The organism is Pseudoalteromonas sp. S1608, assembly GCF_005887265.1.
GTDB classification, from domain to species: Bacteria; Pseudomonadota; Gammaproteobacteria; order Enterobacterales; family Alteromonadaceae; genus Pseudoalteromonas; species Pseudoalteromonas undina.
Genome location: NZ_PNDK01000018.1, coordinates 123,168 through 140,336, shown reverse-complemented (window position 1 = coordinate 140,336; position 17,169 = coordinate 123,168). Strand labels below are relative to the sequence as shown.

General features: G+C 40.2%; 15 protein-coding genes. 7 read left to right on the top strand and 8 right to left on the bottom strand.

From position 1 onward, the window contains the following. Positions 1-127: 127 nt before the first annotated feature. The 6 genes from CWB75_RS09180 (at position 128) to yegD (ending at position 7,103) form a co-directional block, all read left to right on the top strand. Complete coding sequence (locus CWB75_RS09180; RefSeq protein ID WP_055011699.1) at positions 128-1,000, top strand: mechanosensitive ion channel family protein; 873 nt, start codon at positions 128-130, stop codon at positions 998-1,000. A 348-nt stretch (positions 1,001-1,348) separates the two neighbouring features. Beyond that, the gene (locus tag CWB75_RS09175) at positions 1,349-3,637 is read left to right on the top strand and encodes a TonB-dependent receptor (RefSeq protein ID WP_138570469.1); all 2,289 of its coding nucleotides are present in this window, start codon (positions 1,349-1,351) and stop codon (positions 3,635-3,637) included. A 115-nt stretch (positions 3,638-3,752) separates the two neighbouring features. Continuing rightward, on the top strand, positions 3,753-4,052 hold the full coding sequence (locus CWB75_RS09170; RefSeq protein WP_138570468.1) for a hypothetical protein: 300 nt from the start codon (positions 3,753-3,755) through the stop codon (positions 4,050-4,052). Between the two features lie 73 nt (positions 4,053-4,125). Then, positions 4,126-4,782 (top strand): HAD family hydrolase, encoded by a 657-nt coding sequence (locus tag CWB75_RS09165; RefSeq protein ID WP_008464680.1) that lies wholly within the window; start codon positions 4,126-4,128, stop codon positions 4,780-4,782. A 34-nt stretch (positions 4,783-4,816) separates the two neighbouring features. Further along, complete coding sequence (locus CWB75_RS09160; protein ID WP_138570467.1) at positions 4,817-5,659, top strand: DNA ligase; 843 nt, start codon at positions 4,817-4,819, stop codon at positions 5,657-5,659. Between the two features lie 79 nt (positions 5,660-5,738). Beyond that, positions 5,739-7,103, top strand: coding sequence for a molecular chaperone (yegD, locus tag CWB75_RS09155; RefSeq protein ID WP_138570466.1), 1,365 nt, complete (start codon positions 5,739-5,741; stop codon positions 7,101-7,103). A gap of 4 nt (positions 7,104-7,107) precedes the next feature. On the opposite strand, the gene CWB75_RS09150 is transcribed toward yegD, so the two are convergent. The 4 genes from CWB75_RS09150 to CWB75_RS09135 all read right to left on the bottom strand — a co-directional run bounded on the left by CWB75_RS09150 (position 7,108) and on the right by CWB75_RS09135 (position 11,609). Further along, positions 7,108-7,572 carry a methylglyoxal synthase gene (locus CWB75_RS09150; protein WP_008464686.1) on the bottom strand — a complete coding sequence of 155 codons (465 nt, stop codon included), beginning with the start codon at positions 7,570-7,572 and terminating at the stop codon, positions 7,108-7,110. Positions 7,573-7,587: 15 nt separating this feature from the next. Further along, positions 7,588-8,220, bottom strand: coding sequence for a LysE family translocator (locus CWB75_RS09145; protein WP_054202197.1), 633 nt, complete (start codon positions 8,218-8,220; stop codon positions 7,588-7,590). A 145-nt stretch (positions 8,221-8,365) separates the two neighbouring features. Next, the gene (locus CWB75_RS09140; protein WP_138570465.1) at positions 8,366-10,207 is read right to left on the bottom strand and encodes a S8 family serine peptidase; all 1,842 of its coding nucleotides are present in this window, start codon (positions 10,205-10,207) and stop codon (positions 8,366-8,368) included. Between the two features lie 226 nt (positions 10,208-10,433). Further along, positions 10,434-11,609: a multidrug effflux MFS transporter gene (locus CWB75_RS09135; protein WP_138570464.1), complete on the bottom strand. Its 1,176-nt coding sequence runs from the start codon at positions 11,607-11,609 to the stop codon at positions 10,434-10,436. Positions 11,610-11,793: 184 nt separating this feature from the next. Here CWB75_RS09135 and CWB75_RS09130 point away from each other — a divergent pair, with 184 nt between their 5' ends. Further along, positions 11,794-12,267 carry a hotdog fold domain-containing protein gene (locus CWB75_RS09130; protein WP_008109556.1) on the top strand — a complete coding sequence of 158 codons (474 nt, stop codon included), beginning with the start codon at positions 11,794-11,796 and terminating at the stop codon, positions 12,265-12,267. Positions 12,268-12,350: 83 nt separating this feature from the next. Here CWB75_RS09130 and CWB75_RS09125 read toward each other — a convergent pair whose 3' ends face one another. From CWB75_RS09125 to hppD, 4 genes are all read right to left on the bottom strand, one after another. After that, entirely contained in the window at positions 12,351-12,833 is a 483-nt protein-coding gene (locus CWB75_RS09125) for a bactofilin family protein (RefSeq protein WP_008109555.1), read from the bottom strand. Continuing rightward, on the bottom strand, positions 12,823-13,986 hold the full coding sequence (locus CWB75_RS09120) for a M23 family metallopeptidase (protein ID WP_138570463.1): 1,164 nt from the start codon (positions 13,984-13,986) through the stop codon (positions 12,823-12,825). Before CWB75_RS09120 ends, CWB75_RS09125 begins: the two co-directional genes overlap by 11 nt. A 143-nt stretch (positions 13,987-14,129) precedes the next feature. Continuing rightward, positions 14,130-15,443, bottom strand: coding sequence for a fumarylacetoacetase (gene fahA / locus CWB75_RS09115; RefSeq protein WP_010391256.1), 1,314 nt, complete (start codon positions 15,441-15,443; stop codon positions 14,130-14,132). A 211-nt stretch (positions 15,444-15,654) separates the two neighbouring features. Continuing rightward, positions 15,655-16,701: a 4-hydroxyphenylpyruvate dioxygenase gene (gene hppD, locus CWB75_RS09110; protein ID WP_008109551.1), complete on the bottom strand. Its 1,047-nt coding sequence runs from the start codon at positions 16,699-16,701 to the stop codon at positions 15,655-15,657. Positions 16,702-17,169 lie beyond the last annotated feature (468 nt).

The following is a 17,169-nucleotide window of genomic DNA, read 5'->3' as shown; positions in this document are numbered from 1 at the left end:
AATACAGCAATTATGCAATTAGCTTTAAGTTTGTTGCTGCGTATTTAAGCTAACCGCATGCTAAACTTGGGGTATTATTAGCGCATAAAAATAATCGTTTGTGTGCGACCTTATACATGGAAAATCAATGAACTTAGAACAAATTAATCACATTCTCGCCTTCGTATTGTTTAGCTACAACGACATTCACATTACCGTGGCAAAAGTAATTCAAGTACCCCTAATTTTGTTTACTATGTGGGTTGTGGTGACTCAGATTGGCAAGTTAATTAAAAAGTCATTACTTGCACGAAAAATGAGCCCAGATGCAGTGCATTTATTCACGCGTTTTTATTTCATTTTAAGTATTGCGATTTTACTTTTTACCTCCCTTGAGGTGCTTAACATTCCACTAACCGCATTTGCCTTTGTATCGGGTGCCATTGCCATCGGTGTGGGATTCGGTGCACAAAATATTATTAATAACTTTATTAGTGGCTGGATATTAATGTGGGAGCGGCCAATCCGTATTGGTGACTTTTTAGAGGTTGGCACTGCAAAAGGGGTGGTTGAAACGATTAATACTCGCTCTACTCGTATTCGCAGGAACGACGGTGTTCATATGCTGATACCCAATAGCCAGTTATTAGAAAACACTGTAACCAACTGGACGCTTATTGACGGTAATGCGCGCTCATCTGTGAGCGTAGGCGTAGCTTATGGCTCTGACGTGTTATTAGTTAAAAAGTTAATTCAGCAAGTATTAGATGAGCATGAGGCAATACTGGCAACGCCTCAATCAACCGTATTGTTTGATGATTTTGCAGATAGCTCGCTAGTTTTTAATGCTATTTTTTGGGTCTGCGCTGAATCAGAAACTCGATTAAGACAAGTCCGCAGTGATATTCGTTTTAGGATTTATGAAGTGTTTGAACAACACGATGTGGTTATTGCATTCCCGCAGCGAGATCTTCATATTGATGGTGAAATTGTTCTTAAACGCTCATTAGTGAAAAAGTAGTATTTAAAAAAGTGTCGCGTTATTTCGCTATATTTTTTAACAACTCAATGTAAGGACATATGTCCGCTTTTTGGTTGTTTAGTTGCTAAAAGTACACTAAATGTCGGGATAGTGCGGTTAAGTGTTAAAAATAAGTTTATTTTTTAGTGTTCAATATGCGGTAAATATATTACAGCATGATATAATCTCGCGCATTCAGTCAGCCTTATTTATGCCGTTTTTGTACTCTCGGTAATAAGGTCCGCGCCGCATAGAGCAAGTCGCGAAAAATTGACTGAATCCGTAATTATTTAATTGCGCAACACATCAACCGTTGAACAAGAGTGCACTAAAAAGGTTAACCCCGACATGAAAGCAATGAAAAGATCTACGTTAGCAACCCTTATCAATGCAACGTTGTTCTCTGCCGTAGCAGGTACGTCAATTTCAGCCGTAGCTGCTGAGCAAGAAACTACTGCTAAGAAGAACCAACTAGAAGTTATTCAAGTTACTGCTCGTAAACGAGTAGAAAACGCTCAAGAAGTGCCTGTTGCTGTTTCAGCCCTGCAAGGCGATAGCTTAGATGCTTACAGCTCAGCTGGTATGGATATTCGTTTTATGAATGCGAAAATCCCAAGTTTATCTATTGAATCTTCATTTGGCCGTTCATTCCCACGCTTTTATGTACGTGGCCTTGGTAACACTGATTTCGATTTGAATGCTTCGCAACCAGTGTCGCTTGTGGTTGATGAAATTGTACAAGAAAACGCAATCTTAAAAGGTTTCCCTGTATTTGACGTAGCACGTGTTGAAGTGCTTCGTGGTCCTCAAGGTACATTATTTGGTCGTAATACACCGGCTGGTCTAGTTAAATTTGATACCGTAAAACCAAGCCAAGAATTTGAAGGCTATGGCTCTGTATCTTACGGTAGTCGTGGTGCTATTGACTTTGAAGGTGCTGTTGGTGGTTCATTAACAGATCGTTTATCAACACGTGTTTCAGTACTTTGGCAAGATAAAGACGATTACATTGATAATCGTGCACCAGGTTTTGAGCAAAAAGATGCCTTAGGTGGTTACACTGAACAAGCAGCCCGTATTCAATTTTTATATGAAGGTGACGATTTCACTGGATTATTTAATTACCATGTTCGTGATTTAGATGGCTCTCCAATTGCCTTTCGTGCTAACACTATCAAACCTGGTACTAACGATTTAGTTGATGGTTTTGAAAATGACGTGGTGTATCACGATGCCGCATCTCGTGCGACGCAGCAAGTGGAATCGCAAGGTGCAAGCCTTAAGCTTGAGTGGGACTTAGCTAACCATACAGTAACGTCAATCTCTGGTTGGGAAAGTGCAGAAATTTACTCTCGTGCTGACATCGATGGCGGCTACGGTGGGTTCTCTATCAATGATGTTCCAGTTGCAATGGGCCCTGGTTTTATTCCTTTCTCTTCAGAAAGTGCTGATGGTATTCCAGATCAAGACCAATACACGCAAGAACTTCGCTTATCAAGCAACTTTGCCGGTGACGTAAATTACCAGGTGGGTGTTTTTTACTTCGACGAAGCATTAACGATTGAAAACTTTAGCTATGATACAGCCAATAATGGCGTATTAAACGGTTTTGTTAGTCAGCAGCAAGACACTAAAGCATGGGCTGTATTCGGCTCAGTTGATTACACCATTACTGATGACTTGAAAGTAACCGCGGGCCTTCGTTATTCAGACGATGAGAAAGAATTCTCAGCAAATCGTACGCTTAGCCCTGTAGGTGGTGCAGCTACTTACATTGAAAAAAATGTTAGCGATGATCACGTAAGCTGGGATTTATCAGCTAACTACAAAATCAACGATGACGTAAACTGGTATGGTCGTATTGCTAACAGTTTCCGTGCACCAAGTCTTCAGGGTCGTATCTTATTTGGTGATGAAGTAACCGTTGCTGATTCAGAAACTGTTACGTCATACGAGACAGGTATTAAATCTGATGTGTTAGATGGCCAAGGCCGTGTAAATGCAACCGTATTTTATTACACTATGGATGACCAACAGCTAACTGCTGTAGGTGGTGGTGCTAACTTTAACCGCCTATTAAATGCTGATAAAACAACTGGCTACGGTTTCGAAATTGATTCTGAGTGGGTGTTAACGGATGAGCTAAATGCAACGTTTAATTTAAGCTACAACAAAACAGAGCTTAAAGACAAAGATTTAGCCGTTGCAGTGTGTGCACAGTGTACTGTTACTGATCCTACCTTCCAAGTACCAGGTGCATTTGGTCCTGAAGATCGTGCTATTTTAGATGGTAACAGCTTACCGCATGCTCCAGAGTGGATCTCTAACATCACACTTCGTTACACTAAAGAACTCGCTGAAGGTGATTTCTTTGCTTACGCTGATGTGTCGTACCGCAGTGAAATTGACTTTTTCTTATATGAATCAGTTGAGTTTGAAGGTAAGCCACTAACTGAAGTTGGTCTACGTGCCGGTTATGCATGGGCACAAGGCGATTACGAATATGAAGTATCAGCATTCGTGCGTAATATGTTTGACGAGCAGCAAGCAATTGGTGGTGTTGATTTTAATAACAATACAGCCATGGTTAACGAAGAGCGTTATATTGGCGCTGAATTTAAAGTTAACTTTTTCTAATCGATAAATTTAACGTTAAATTGTAATTATTGATAAAAGCCTGCCTAGTGCAGGCTTTTTTATTTTTGTAGAGCTGCTAAAGTAGCGCCCATATGTTTATTAAAGAGAAAAAGTAATGGCTGGATTTTGGAATTACCGTGTAATTTATTGTGAAGCAACCAAAGATGAAGCGGCGCAATATCAAATACACGAAGTGGAATATAACATAAACGGTAAAGTAACTAACTGGTCAGAGACTGGTGCCGCACCATTTGGAACCACATTAGATGCGTTAAAAGATGATGCTGAGCGCTTAAAAACCGCCTTCGAAAAGCCGATACTTAAAGTAATGCGCAAAGCCCGAGGTTATGAGTTAGTTGATGTAGATACCGGCGAAGACGCTTATGCTGAGCCGCCAGCAGGTTTGGCTGAGTAACACAAATTATTAAAAGGTGCCTAGGCACCTTTTTTATTACCCAAAGTTTAGGTTAAATAACCAGGAGAAAAGTATGTCAATTGAAGCGGTATTATTTGATATGGATGGCACTTTAGTTGACTCGGAAAGTGTGCACTATAACTGCTGGAGCCAATTACTTGCGCCTTTTGGTGTGTGTTATAAAGAAGATGATTTTTGTCGGCGCTTTTCGGGACGTCCCACTATTGACGCTGCAAAGGAAATAAAACAAGTTCATAACTTGTCTGTAAGTAGCCGCTATTTAGCGGATGAAAAATATCGTTTATTTAGTGAGTACGTTAAAACCAATTTACCGCCTTTAATGCCTTATGCTGAAAATGTTCTATTAGCGGCTAAAGAGCAAGGTTTAAAAATGGCGTTAGTAACAGGCAGCGCAAGGCATGAAGCAGAGCCAATACTAAAAGGATTAGGGTTTTATGATTTATTCGATACCGTGGTAACTAAAGATGATGTAATTAATCCAAAGCCTGCCGGTGATCCCTATCTATTAGCACTTAAAAGTATGCAGGTTGCTGCACAAAATGCGATTGCCGTTGAAGATACTCTCACCGGTGTAACCGCAGCGAATAATGCTGCTTTAGCTGTAGTCGCTATCGCTAATAAACATACACAGGAGCATGATTTTAGTAAAGCAACACAGCAAATGCAAAGCCTTGAAGAATTTTGGCAATGGCTTCAATCTCAACTATAGTTTAAGCCATATTAAAATTTGCAAGGATGCAGCAATGGTGATGATTAAAGCAACGCTGTTTACTTTTTTAATCCTTTTTAGTGCTAGCTTATTGGCGCAATTGCCTCCAGTGCAGCTTGCTAATGTTTACGATGAAACTAAGCATGAGGATATTCGCCAATACTTGGTGAGTGAAAAGTTTGATGGAGTTAGAGCAATCTGGACGGGAAAGCAGTTTGTAACCCGTCAAGGCAACTCCATAAACCCGCCTGAGTGGTTTACCGCTCCTTTGCCAGATACTTGGTTAGATGGTGAGTTATGGACCAACCGAGGTCAATTTTCTGTACTCAGTGGTATTGTCAGAACAAAAATACCCAACGATTTGCAATGGCAAACCGTTACTTATCAGGTGTTTGATATGCCAGATACAAGCATGCCTTTTCACCGTCGTTATCAAAATTACTTGTCACTTATTACTAAGCTAAATAGTCCCCATATTAAAGCGGTTAAGCAATATCAATTTAGCGACAATCAGCAACTCAGTAATTATTTTAATCAGGTTACTAAACAAGGCGGCGAGGGCGTTATGCTTCATTTAGCAGAGGCTAAGCATACAACGGGTCGCTCTAGTGCATTGTTAAAACTCAAGCCTTATTTAGATGCCGAAGCGTTAGTGATTGAACATTTACCGGGTAAAGGTAAATACGCAGGAATGCTTGGTGCATTGAAAGTACAGACAAAACAAGGGCTGACATTTTCTATTGGTACGGGTTTTAGCGATAAAGAGCGAAAGTATCCGCCAGCTATAGGCGCAACAATTACTTATCGATACCACGGGTACACTAAAAATGGCTTGCCGCGTTTTGCCAGCTTCTTACGGGAAAGACCGGAAAAATAACGAGTGTAGGCCAATTCAGTATATATTTTTTAGCGATTATGCTAAATTGCGCGGCCTTTTTAGTGATGTTTGGTGATCTATGTTCGTTGGTTTTGATTATGGTAGTTCTAATTGTGCTATGGGTGTTTTAAACGAAGAGCGTGTTCAGCTCATTCCTTTAGAGCAAGGCAAACATTATCTTCCATCAACGTTATACACCCATCATAGTGCCTTAGTCGTTGATTTTGTGGCGCAGCACTTGCAGGGCTCAGAGCATGAGCATGGCTATAAAACCGCGCGCCAACCATTACTTAATGCGCTTGCGCGAATTAAATCAGACCTAGACCTACAAGCCGGCGACGAGACTCTATTCATCGGCCGAGAGGCGATTAGTGAATATGTGCAATTTCCTGAAGAAGGTTATTTTGTAAAATCCCCTAAATCATTTTTTGGCGCTACTGGTTTAAAGCAAGGACAAATTAATTTTTTTGAAGATATTGCCACTGCAATGATTTTAAAAATAAAACAACGTGCCGAATCATCGTTAGGGTATACGCTGAGCCAAACTGTTATTGGTCGCCCAGTGAATTTTCAAGCAGTTGGTGGTGAGCAGTCAAACCAACAAGCCGTGGGCATTTTAACACGTGCAGCAAACCGAGCCGGCTTTAAAGATGTGGAATTTTTATATGAACCACTTGCCGCCGGGATTGATTATGAAAGTGATTTAACGCAAGACCAAAAAGTGCTGGTAATAGATATTGGTGGTGGTACAAGTGACTGTTCATTTGTACAAATGGGGCCAAGTTTTAGGAATAAACAACAACGAGACGCAGACTTTTTAGCACATAGCGGAAAGCGAGTAGGCGGTAATGATTTAGATATTGCTCTGAGCTATCATGGTTTAATGCCGTTACTTGGCTTAGGCAGTACTTTTAAATCGGGTTTACCATTACCTAATCAGGCATTTTGGCAAGCATGTAAAATTAACGATGTGAATTTACAAAGCCAGTTTTATAGTGCTCAGCATTATCGTGAACTGAGTGCACAGCTACGCGATGTGAGTGCGCCCGATTTATATAAACGGCTCATCCATTTACAGCAAAATAAGCAAGGTCATCAATTAGTTCAACAAGCTGAAGCGGCAAAAATTGCACTAAGCTCGTCTGAAAACTTTAATTGTGATTTAACATTTTTAGATTCATCACTTGATAAAAATATTTCTATTAATGAATTAGCATTAGCCGTTGACGATAGTATTAGCCAAATAGTGACATTAGCAAAACAGGCCATTGCAGATGCTAACACCACCCCAGATGTAATTTATTTAACGGGTGGTAGCGCGCAATCACCACTGATCAAAGCGGCTTTAAAAACCCACTTAGGCGATATTAAAATGGTTAACGGTGATCACTTTGGCAGTGTCACCGCTGGTCTGACTAAATGGGCGAGTATGCTTTATAAATAAGCTGTTATAAGGAGATTTGTCGGGTTGCGAGGTACTTTTCGTAATCTGGCAAAGAACGCTCAAACTCGGTGTCCATAAGGGGAGAGCTTAGTAACATATCAGCGCTTACTTCATTACAAGCAACAGGAATGTTCCACACTGCGGCTAAACGAAGCAATGCTTTTACATCAGGGTCGTGCGGCTGAGATGCCAGAGGATCCCAAAAAAAGATTAACACATGAATTTCATGTTCCGCTATTTTAGCACCAAGTTGCTGATCACCCCCCATAGGTCCACTGAGTAATTGCACGACATTCAAACCGGTGGTTTTTTCTATTAAATGTCCGGTTGTACCAGTGCCGTATAGCTTATGTTTACTTAGCATTGGAGTGTGTTTTTCACACCATAATTTTAACGCGGCTTTTTTTCCATCATGTGCAACAAGGGCTATGTTTTTCTTAGCTGGAAGAGATTGTATTTTTTGGTCCATGCTGATTCTTATTAGTTAGAGTAATAAATTGATAGCCAAGGCAATAAATACAATGCCTGTGAACCTATCTATCCAAAGTTGGCTATTAGGGTGACTTTTAAAAAACTGGGCTATTTTATCGCCGAAATAAATATACGTGCAGTCGATAGGAAAAGCAAAGATTGGATACAGTAGCCCAAAAAACGCCAGCTGAAAAGTTGCAGATGACAAGCTAGGGTCTACAAATTGTGGGATAAAAGCAATAAAAAACAAAGCCACCTTAGGATTTAGTACTTCGGTCATCATAGCTTGAAACATCACGTTTTTGTTTTTACTGGTGGTAACATGAGGCTTATCTTCTTGCTCGCAAATGGGGGGCTTAAAGGTGCCTTTAAGCATCATAAACCCTAAGTAACATAAATAGGCTGCACCTGCATATTGTACGCTGGCATAGGCAGTTTCAGAAGCTTTTAAAATAGCGCTTAAACCGACAACCGCAAAAAATGTATGTACTACGCCACCTAACGCAAAGCCAAAAGCACTCTGCATACCTGCTTTTCGCCCATTTGCAAAAGTTTGCGCCATTAAAAACGCGTTTGATGGCCCAGGCGCAACGGCCATTAAAAAGCTAGCGAGTAAAAATGAGAGCAAAAAGTCGGGGTTGATCATTAAATAGTACAAAAAAGAAGTGGTAAATGATTTTATCAAGCAATGAGGAAAATAAAAAGCGGGCATATTGCCCGCTAAGTTGAGGATACTAAGTTCTTTTAAAACTAGTCGTTATGCTTTTAAACATAATGAAGTGCTAAATTTATTAAAAACTAACGGTGATATTATTTGAACACACCGTAGTGCTCAGCGCTTCACACACTTGATATGTATAGGTACCGCCACCCTTAGTATTAATGCTGTCGGTGTAGGCATTATTATTTGCAGTGGTAATGACTTTGTTACCATTGCGGTAGATATCAACTTGGCTTGTTGCCGCGCCATTCCAACTTAAATCAACAAATTTAGTGCCTTTTGATTTGTAACCTGAAGCGCTAAGAGAGATAGCATCTACGCCTGGCTCTGGATCAACACCACCAGTATCGCCACCCGCACAGCCGTTTGCTGTAAGGTAAGCATCAGCGTCAGCCGCTTTTACAATACCGTAGCCAAAGTAATCATCACGACCAGCAGCCCCTTGATCTTGCGCAGTTGCCTTTAACGCATCGCGAATTTCTGTGCCTGTACAGTCACTATGATTAGACCATACTAGCGCAGCAATACCTGAAACCGCAGGAGTTGCCATTGACGTTCCACTCATAAAGCCATAATCAGTTGCGCCAATATTAATTGTCACGTTTGTACTAGCGACTAATGCACTACGATCTTCAAATGCAGCGCCTACAGCGGGAATTGTAGTATCGTTGGTATCACCTAGTGTTGCGTATAACATGCCAGCTTCATTGTTGATAATAACCGCACCTACACCGCCTGAGTTTTCACAGTTAGCGACTTTGTCATAAAATGAAATAGCGCCGCGGTCAATCATACATACTTTACCAGCCGCCGCTGGATCAACTGTTTCGCCAGTTCCCATAAAGTAGGTACTCGCAGTGATTTGACCTGCATTTTCCATTGCTGATGAATTATATGCTGTGCCATCAGCCGACATACTCGCTGCTGTTGCCATGCCCGCAGGGTAGGTCGATAGAGTATCAACACCACCAGCAGTTACTTCAACACAAATTGTTTCATCATTAGTTGCGCGTTTACCACGGCCAGATGAACAGCTTGGGAATTGTGAAAAGTCAGCAATTTGATTATCGGCATCATTAGCGCCGACCATCATCACCGATGAGTAGCCCGCAGGATAAGAACGTACGTTATTACCATCGTTACCCGCTGCAGCAACTACAAGGCCGCCAGCATTAGTAAAGTTAGCAAACGCATTTGACTCTGTACTGTTTGAGCCACCGCCCCCTAAGCTCATGCTAATAATATTTGCACCTGCTTGAGAACATAAATCAGCCGCTTGAGCTAAATCAGATGAGTAACCCCAACCCGCTTCGTTAAATACTTTAATAATGTGCATTGCCACACCCGGTGCCATACCCACAACACCGAGGTTATTATCTGCAGCACCAATCGTACCGGCGACATGCGTCCCGTGTGGACCGCCATTATCAAACCAATTTCCAGTACCGCTGTCGTTATCGCCAGTAATGTTACCCCAAACAAAATCAGGGTTTGAGCTATCTAAGCCTGAATCGATAACGCATACTTTCATGCCTGCATTGGCATCAAAAGTAACTTGATCAACCTGTGATTGATAAACCGCATATGGCGTAATTTGTTGCTGCATGGCATCACCTACATCATCGTTAAATAATGACATAGGAACGCGCTTATGATCTTCTTCAATGAGTTTAATATGCGGGTTGTTAAGCAGGCCTTTTAAGCTACTTAAATCTTGTCCAGTAAATTTGGCTGCAATGAATCCATTGCCATCTACTTTAATGTCACCACCTAGTTTTTTAGTCAGCGCTTTAACAACACCTTTTTTATTATTATCAACTTGGATGATGAAGCGATCGTTCGCAGCTTGGGCAGCACCTGCTGAACAAATACCAGTAAGAACTAATGCTAAGGCGAGTTTATTCTTTTTCATATTATATTATCCTAGAATTAACTGGTTAACTAATTGTTAACTTTAGCAGACAGTAAAATAATATAAAGCATAAAACAAGCTGTTTTATCTACAAAAACAAAACTATTTAACTTTAAAATAGCCAGTATTAAACAAAAAATATACATTTGTATCTGAATTAGGGGCGGCTAATCAGGTAAAACCTGAATTAGCCAAAATTGAAGAGTAATAGAAAACGCTTTAGCGCCTAAGCATATTTAGTATAACGAAATAGTAAGTAAGAAAAGGGAATTAATAATAAAAAGTGTGTGCCTATAAGCTCGGGTGTAGATAAGTTTAAATATTGAGTAATAAACACCAATAAACTTGCCCCACTCATTTGCATCGCTCCTAAAAGAGCTGAGGCGGTGCCAGCTTGCTTAGGGAACAGACTTAAAGCTCGTCCAGCGGCAGAGCCAAGTGTTAAAGCAAAACCAAAGGCAGCAATAAACATAGGGATCATTAATGCTAATGGGGTTTTATATTGGCTTAATACTAGCATCAGTAAGCCTGCACTCACTAACAACACAAGACCTGCTTTTAGTGCTCTTTTTGGTTGGCGTTTAATGTAAATAGGCATGATAAAGCTAGCAAGAATACTAAGCACTGCATTAAGCGAGAACCAAAAGGTAAAGTCGGCTACGCTGCCCCCTAATTCAGTAATAAGCCAACCAGGAGCCAATGTTACAAATACTAATATAGCTGACATAGTGACCATACATAGCAAGCTATTAAATAAAAATAACGGAGTTGAAATAATTGGGATAAAGCGCCTTAGATCTAAGATATGCCCCTGGTAATGGCTGTCTACTGGGCGTGTTTCTCTAAACAATAATAAGGTGACAATAAATCCTAATAATGCAAAACCAGTTAGAAATAGAAAGTTCATTTGCCAACCAAACTGCACGGTTAACCACGCACCTAAAATGGGTGCTAACGCTGGAATAAAGCACACGATCCCGTTTAGGTAGGTAATTATTTGGCCACTGCGTTCACTACCAAACTTATCTCTTACTATTGCAAAAGCAACAACAAAGGTGGCGCATGCGCCTAACCCTTGAATTGCACGAGCAAAGATCAGTATTAAAAAGCTAGGAGCATAGTATGCACCTAATGCCGCCAGTCCATATAAAGTTACACCGGTTAAGGCTACCGGCTTACGTCCAAAACGATCAGCAAGAGGGCCTGCAATTAATTGCCCCAAACCAACAGTAAGCATAAAAATAGCCACCGTTTGCTGTACTTGTTTTTCGCTCACTGAAAATTGCTCTGCAATAGTAGGAAAGGCAGGTAAATAAATATCAATGCCCATAGGACAAAAAATGACGAGTAACGCTAAGATCAGTAATAAAATTAAGTTTGGTTTAGCGGGCTGTGTTTGCATCAGGTCTCCTTTTGTCGGTATTTTAAGTGGCGACTGATGAAAAAGAAAGGGCTTATGACCGATGCATCAGACATGTTACCTACTTTTAACTTTATTATGATTATTTTTGTTTAAGTATCACACTTCTTTAAACTGATCCGATGTGTTAATTTGCTTTTTAAGCAAAGACAATGGAAAAACAATAATGAGTAATGAGTCTGCATTAATAAAAACGTGGCATAAATTTAAAAAGCTGCCGTTTGGTAACTGGCTGTTTAGTAAAGCCGTATGTTTTAAAGCGCCTTACTTTGGCTCTATGAAACCTACTATTTTAGATTTAAAAGCAGGGCACTGTAGTGCTGTGGTTAAAAACACACGCCGTGTACACAATCACATTGGCACTATTCACGCTATCGCACAATGTAATTTGGCTGAGCTGTGTGCGGGGGTGATGGTTGATGCAACAGTACCTTATAAAACCCACCGTTGGATCCCTAAGGGAATGACAGTACAGTACCTGGCTAAGGTAGACACTGATGTTACCGCTATCGCTGAAATTGACTTGCCTCATCAATGGATTGATAAAGAAGATTTAGTCGTACCGGTAAAGCTTTACAATACGCGTAACGAACTGGTTTTTACCGCAGACATAACCATGTATATAACACAGAAAAAGTAAGTGTATAAGCCGCTAACGGGATTTTAAAGAGGTGATTAATGGTTTAGCCAACAGGCAGGCTAAACCATTATAAACTAATGTAGCTAGCTTTTAGCTGCAGGCTGCTTATTAACAAACGAAAGCCCGCTGTCTTCATTATCAACAATGGCTTTTACGTCGTGAGCTGGTTTTGGCTTATCTTTAGCATGCTCAATCACTTCTTTTTCAAAGCGCTGCTTTAAACTGCCTTCAATAATAGCACCTGCTTCTATGCTCAGGGTGTCATGAAATATATCGCCAAGTACATGAGCATTATTTTCGATCTTTACTTCACTTGCATTTAAAGAGCCGATGATTTTACCCTTAACAACGACACTGCTTGCCTCAACAACGCCTTCAACAACACCTGAGGTGCCAATCACTAAATGTTCGGCCTTAATGTCACCATCAATACGTCCGTCGAGTTGTACTTCACCTTGGCTTACCAAAGAGCCCGTTATACGCACATCATTAGAAATGATTGAGGGAGTGTGACTCACTCTCTTAATAGATGAGTCTGTTTTTGCTTGTTTATTTTTACCAAACACGAGAAAGCGCCTTTGTTATTTTTAGTGGATTGACATGCTTGTCGTCTATTAATACTTCATAGTGTAAATGAGTACTTGTACTTCTTCCGGTACTGCCCATTAAGCCAATGACATCGTGCTTTGTGACTAATTGACCTTTTTTAACATTAATTTTGTTTAAGTGACCAAAGCGCGTTACAACACCGTTTTTATGCTCTAACTCTATAAAGTTACCATAACCGCCATTACGGCCAGCTCGACGAACCGTGCCATCGGCAGGGGCAAAAATTTCTGTTTTATGCCACCCAGCTAAATCAATGCCTTTATGAAAAGCGCGCCTTTTATTCATTGGGTCTTTTCTAAGTCCAAAATTACTGGAAATATAATATTTTGCAGCAGGTAAGGGCAGGGTACTTGGCAACTCAGTTAAAAAGCTCTCTAGCTGGTTTAACAATAACAACTTATCTGCAATGATTAGAAAGTTACTAGGAATTTTACTTTCATCGAGTATATCTAGCGGGCCACCTTGTGCCGTTGTTTGCGTGCTTAACGAGAGATGTTGTGCCAGTGCATTTTCAAGACCCGTGCCTTTGAGTATTTCTATAATCGCATCATGGCGCTGATTAATCTGCGCAGCCAATAACGTGAAATTAGTATCGTACTGCTGATTTAGCATGATGTAGCGCTGCTCAAAACTGGTTAAACTGTTTTGTGCATGCTTATTTTGTGTTTTATCTTCTTCGAGCGGCTCATGAAATTCGCTTTCGTTCTCATTAATAGGAGAAGATTCAAGCTCACCCTCTAATTTTATTACATCTTTGCTGATAGAAGCTGGGAGTGATTCAATCATACCTTGAAGTAAAGCTTGTTTTTGTTCAAGTTCAGCTAACTGTTCTTGCTGCAATGCGTAGCGTTGTTGCTGTTGCTTTACTTTTTGTTGCCATTGTACTTGCTTATCAAGCTGAGTTTGCTCGATATGAGAAATTTGGTGTGTTTGCATATAAACACGGATACTCGAAACACTGATCCATGCAATAGCAATGAAAATAATAGCAAGCGCAGAAACCTGTAACCAAGGCGCCAAAACAACATGCTTTACTTCACCATTTTGGCGAATGAGCAGCTGACGAGCTGGGAAATGTTTATTAAAAAAAGACTTTATAAATACAGGCATGTCACATAAATACTGGCTATTAACGGATTCAAGATAGCAATTTGAACTAAAAAAGCCAGAAAAAAATTGTAACTTCGGCTTAATTAATAAAAAAGGGCTGCTTATTCAACAACCCTTTTTTACTAGTTTATTGATTTTATATATTATTTTGCTGGTAGTACGGTGCTCTCTACAAAGCCAAAGCCAATACGTGCAAAGCCTTCTTTTTCACACCAGCCACGCATTATAACGTTGTCGCCATCTTCCAAGAAGCTACGCTGCTCGCCGTTGCTTAAAGTAATCTTTTCTTTACCACCACGAGAAAGCTCAAGTAATGAACCCGCTTCTTCGTGAGTAGGCCCTGATTGCGTGCCAGAGCCCAGCATGTCGCCTGGCATAAAGTTACACCCGTTTACGGTATGGTGAGTTACCATTTGCGCTACAGTCCAGTATGAGTGCTTAAAGCTAGACTTAGACACTTGAGTTGGGTTGTAGCCTTCATCACGCATTTTTTGTGTTTGAATTTTAACATCCATTTGAATATCAAATGCACCTTGATCACGGTTAGCCGTTGATTCTAAGTACTCAAGTGGCTGCGGATCATTTTCATCACGCGTCCAGCTTGTTCTGTATGGTGCAAGTGCTTCGGTGGTAACAATCCATGGAGACACGGTTGATGCGAAATTTTTCGCTAAGAATGGACCAAGCGGTTGGTATTCCCATGCTTGTAAATCACGTGCTGACCAATCGTTGAAAACACAAAAGCCGAATACATGCTTTTCAGCATTTTCAATTGCGATTGCATCGCCTAGATCATTACCTTTACCTAGGTAAATACCTAGTTCCAGCTCGTAGTCAAGGCGCTTACATGGACCAAATGAAGGAACTTCTGCATCTGGCGCTTTAGTTTGTCCTTTAGGGCGATGAAACTGCTGTCCAGACACGCCAATAGACGATGAGCGACCATGATAACCAATCGGCACCCATTTGTAGTTTGGTAGTAATGGGTTATCGGGACGGAATAAACTTCCTACGGCAGTCGCATGATAAATTGATGTGTAAAAGTCAGTGTAATCGCCAATGCGACACGGTAGAGCAAATTCAATTTCGGTTTGTGGTATAAGCGCTTGTGCTAGTTGCTCTTGATGAGCAGAGCCTTCACGTAATGCCTTAGACAGTGCTAAACGAAGCGCTGACCAATATTGCTCACCTAATCCCATAAACTCGTTCAAAGTCGGGTTACTTGCAGATGCAACGGCTGTTTGGGCGTCACCTGAAAAAATACCGAGTTCATTTACTTTTGCTAAATCAATAACCTGATCGCCAATGGCAACAGCACCACGAAAAGCTTCATTGCTATTTTTGCGACGTACTTCTGCAAAAGGTAGGTTTTGAATAGGGAAGTCACATTGTGCATCATTTGCTGATGCTACCCAGCTAGTTAAATTTATATCATGGGTTTCGTTAATTAAACTCATTACATTTCCTTTGGTTTAGTTGGTCGCGCTTATCAGTATAAATATCAATTTATTAAATAAGAATATAGCACCCGTTAATTTCATCTATTACCTAGCTATATGGTGATGAAAAGCGCGATTTAAACACACAGAGAGATAGTTTTACCTCTCAATTACGATTAAACGACAAAAAGCAGCGAAATACGCTGCTTTTTAAAGTTACTTTATTTGCTTATAAAACGCCGCGGCGTTCTTGATCTCGCTCGATTGATTCGAATAGCGCTTGGAAGTTACCTTCACCAAAGCCGCCATCATCAACTCGTTGAATCATTTCAATGAAGATAGGACCAAATAAGTTTTTAGAGAAAATTTGCAGTAAGTAGCAATCTTCGCTTTGGCTATCAACAAGGATTTGATGTTCACGGATTTTCTCTTTGTCTTCTTTAACCCATGGAACACGGTCAAAAATAGTATCGTAGTACTCTGGAATAATATCTAAAGTAGCGATAGTCGATTTATCAAGCTTATCTAATGAGCTTACTAAGTCGTCAGTTAAGAACGCCAAATGTTGCACACCTGGGCCATTGTATTCACCTAGGTATTCATCAATTTGGTTATTATCGTTACCTTTACCTTCATTGATTGGAATAGAGAAGGTACCGCATGGTGATTTTAATGCATATGAAAGCAGGGCTGTTTTTTGGCCTTTAATATCAAAGTAACGTACTTCGGTAAAACCAAACACGTCTTTGTAAAAGTTAGCCCATGTTTCCATAGTACCTTTATATACGTTGTTGGTTAGGTGGTCGATACGTAAGAAGCCTTTACTCTCTACTTTGTTTGGCTCGCTCAGATCTTCGAAATCATTATCGTAGATAGAGCCTTTATCTCCAAATTGTTCAATAAAGTAAATTAAGCTATCGCCAATGCCGTAAATAGCAGGGTATGGTAAGTCTTTATTAGCTGCATCAGTGGCAGGCTTAGCGCCACGCTTAACCGCTGCTTCAAATGCTGCTTGAGCGTTCTCTACACGCCAGCCCATAGAACAAATTGCTGGGCCGTGATTTTTAGCAAACTCAGCTGAAAAGCCGTCGCGTTCATTATTTAGTAAAAAATGAATATCGTTTTGGTTGTAATAAACAATGTCTTTACCTTTAAATTTTTTTAATTTTGAAAAACCAAAATCGGTAAACACTTTGTCCATGTAATCGGCATCGGGTGTTGCGTATTCAGTAAACTCAATACCAACCAAACCTAAAGGATTATTTACTTCACTCATTATAATTACTCCCGCAATTAAGCACTGCGATTATTAGTTATCGTATTGCCTGCATGATTAACCAGATTACTGCTTTGGGGAAGAGGGTGTTGTTATTTAGTAAATAGCGCGTGTGTAAATTTTACGGGACGGTTAGCAAAGTATGATATTTATTTACATACGTGCCGAGGTAAGTAAAAATTAGCTAGCTCGGATAATGTACGTATTTTTTATGTATGTTACTGAATTTATTTGTTTTAAATTTAATTGCCCATCTGTTTTTTTAGTTCTTTCACACTAAAAAAAGAGTGGTTTTTGTATTCTATTGTTTACACTCAACCTGAGCGTAGCTGCTCACAACATTAACAAAGCAATAGATACTGAGGGTTTGATTCATTAACTCCACTTACTCTGTAGTATTACGCTGTAACAACAAATTTAGTTAACCTGAACTCTGGCTAAGAGATCTATTATCCAGAGTTCAGGTTA

What these genes read in the sequence shown, in the direction of transcription:
- CWB75_RS09180 (WP_055011699.1), top strand. Translation starts at nt 128, where the DNA reads ATGAACTTAGAACAAATTAATCACATTCTCGCCTTCGTATTGTTTAGC.
- CWB75_RS09175 (WP_138570469.1), top strand. Translation starts at nt 1,349, where the DNA reads ATGAAAGCAATGAAAAGATCTACGTTAGCAACCCTTATCAATGCAACG.
- CWB75_RS09170 (WP_138570468.1), top strand. Translation starts at nt 3,753, where the DNA reads ATGGCTGGATTTTGGAATTACCGTGTAATTTATTGTGAAGCAACCAAA.
- CWB75_RS09165 (WP_008464680.1), top strand. Translation starts at nt 4,126, where the DNA reads ATGTCAATTGAAGCGGTATTATTTGATATGGATGGCACTTTAGTTGAC.
- CWB75_RS09160 (WP_138570467.1), top strand. Translation starts at nt 4,817, where the DNA reads ATGGTGATGATTAAAGCAACGCTGTTTACTTTTTTAATCCTTTTTAGT.
- yegD (WP_138570466.1), top strand. Translation starts at nt 5,739, where the DNA reads ATGTTCGTTGGTTTTGATTATGGTAGTTCTAATTGTGCTATGGGTGTT.
- CWB75_RS09150 (WP_008464686.1), bottom strand. Translation starts at nt 7,572, where the DNA reads ATGGACCAAAAAATACAATCTCTTCCAGCTAAGAAAAACATAGCCCTT.
- CWB75_RS09145 (WP_054202197.1), bottom strand. Translation starts at nt 8,220, where the DNA reads ATGATCAACCCCGACTTTTTGCTCTCATTTTTACTCGCTAGCTTTTTA.
- CWB75_RS09140 (WP_138570465.1), bottom strand. Translation starts at nt 10,207, where the DNA reads ATGAAAAAGAATAAACTCGCCTTAGCATTAGTTCTTACTGGTATTTGT.
- CWB75_RS09135 (WP_138570464.1), bottom strand. Translation starts at nt 11,609, where the DNA reads ATGCAAACACAGCCCGCTAAACCAAACTTAATTTTATTACTGATCTTA.
- CWB75_RS09130 (WP_008109556.1), top strand. Translation starts at nt 11,794, where the DNA reads ATGAGTAATGAGTCTGCATTAATAAAAACGTGGCATAAATTTAAAAAG.
- CWB75_RS09120 (WP_138570463.1), bottom strand. Translation starts at nt 13,986, where the DNA reads ATGCCTGTATTTATAAAGTCTTTTTTTAATAAACATTTCCCAGCTCGT.
- fahA (WP_010391256.1), bottom strand. Translation starts at nt 15,443, where the DNA reads ATGAGTTTAATTAACGAAACCCATGATATAAATTTAACTAGCTGGGTA.
- hppD (WP_008109551.1), bottom strand. Translation starts at nt 16,701, where the DNA reads ATGAGTGAAGTAAATAATCCTTTAGGTTTGGTTGGTATTGAGTTTACT.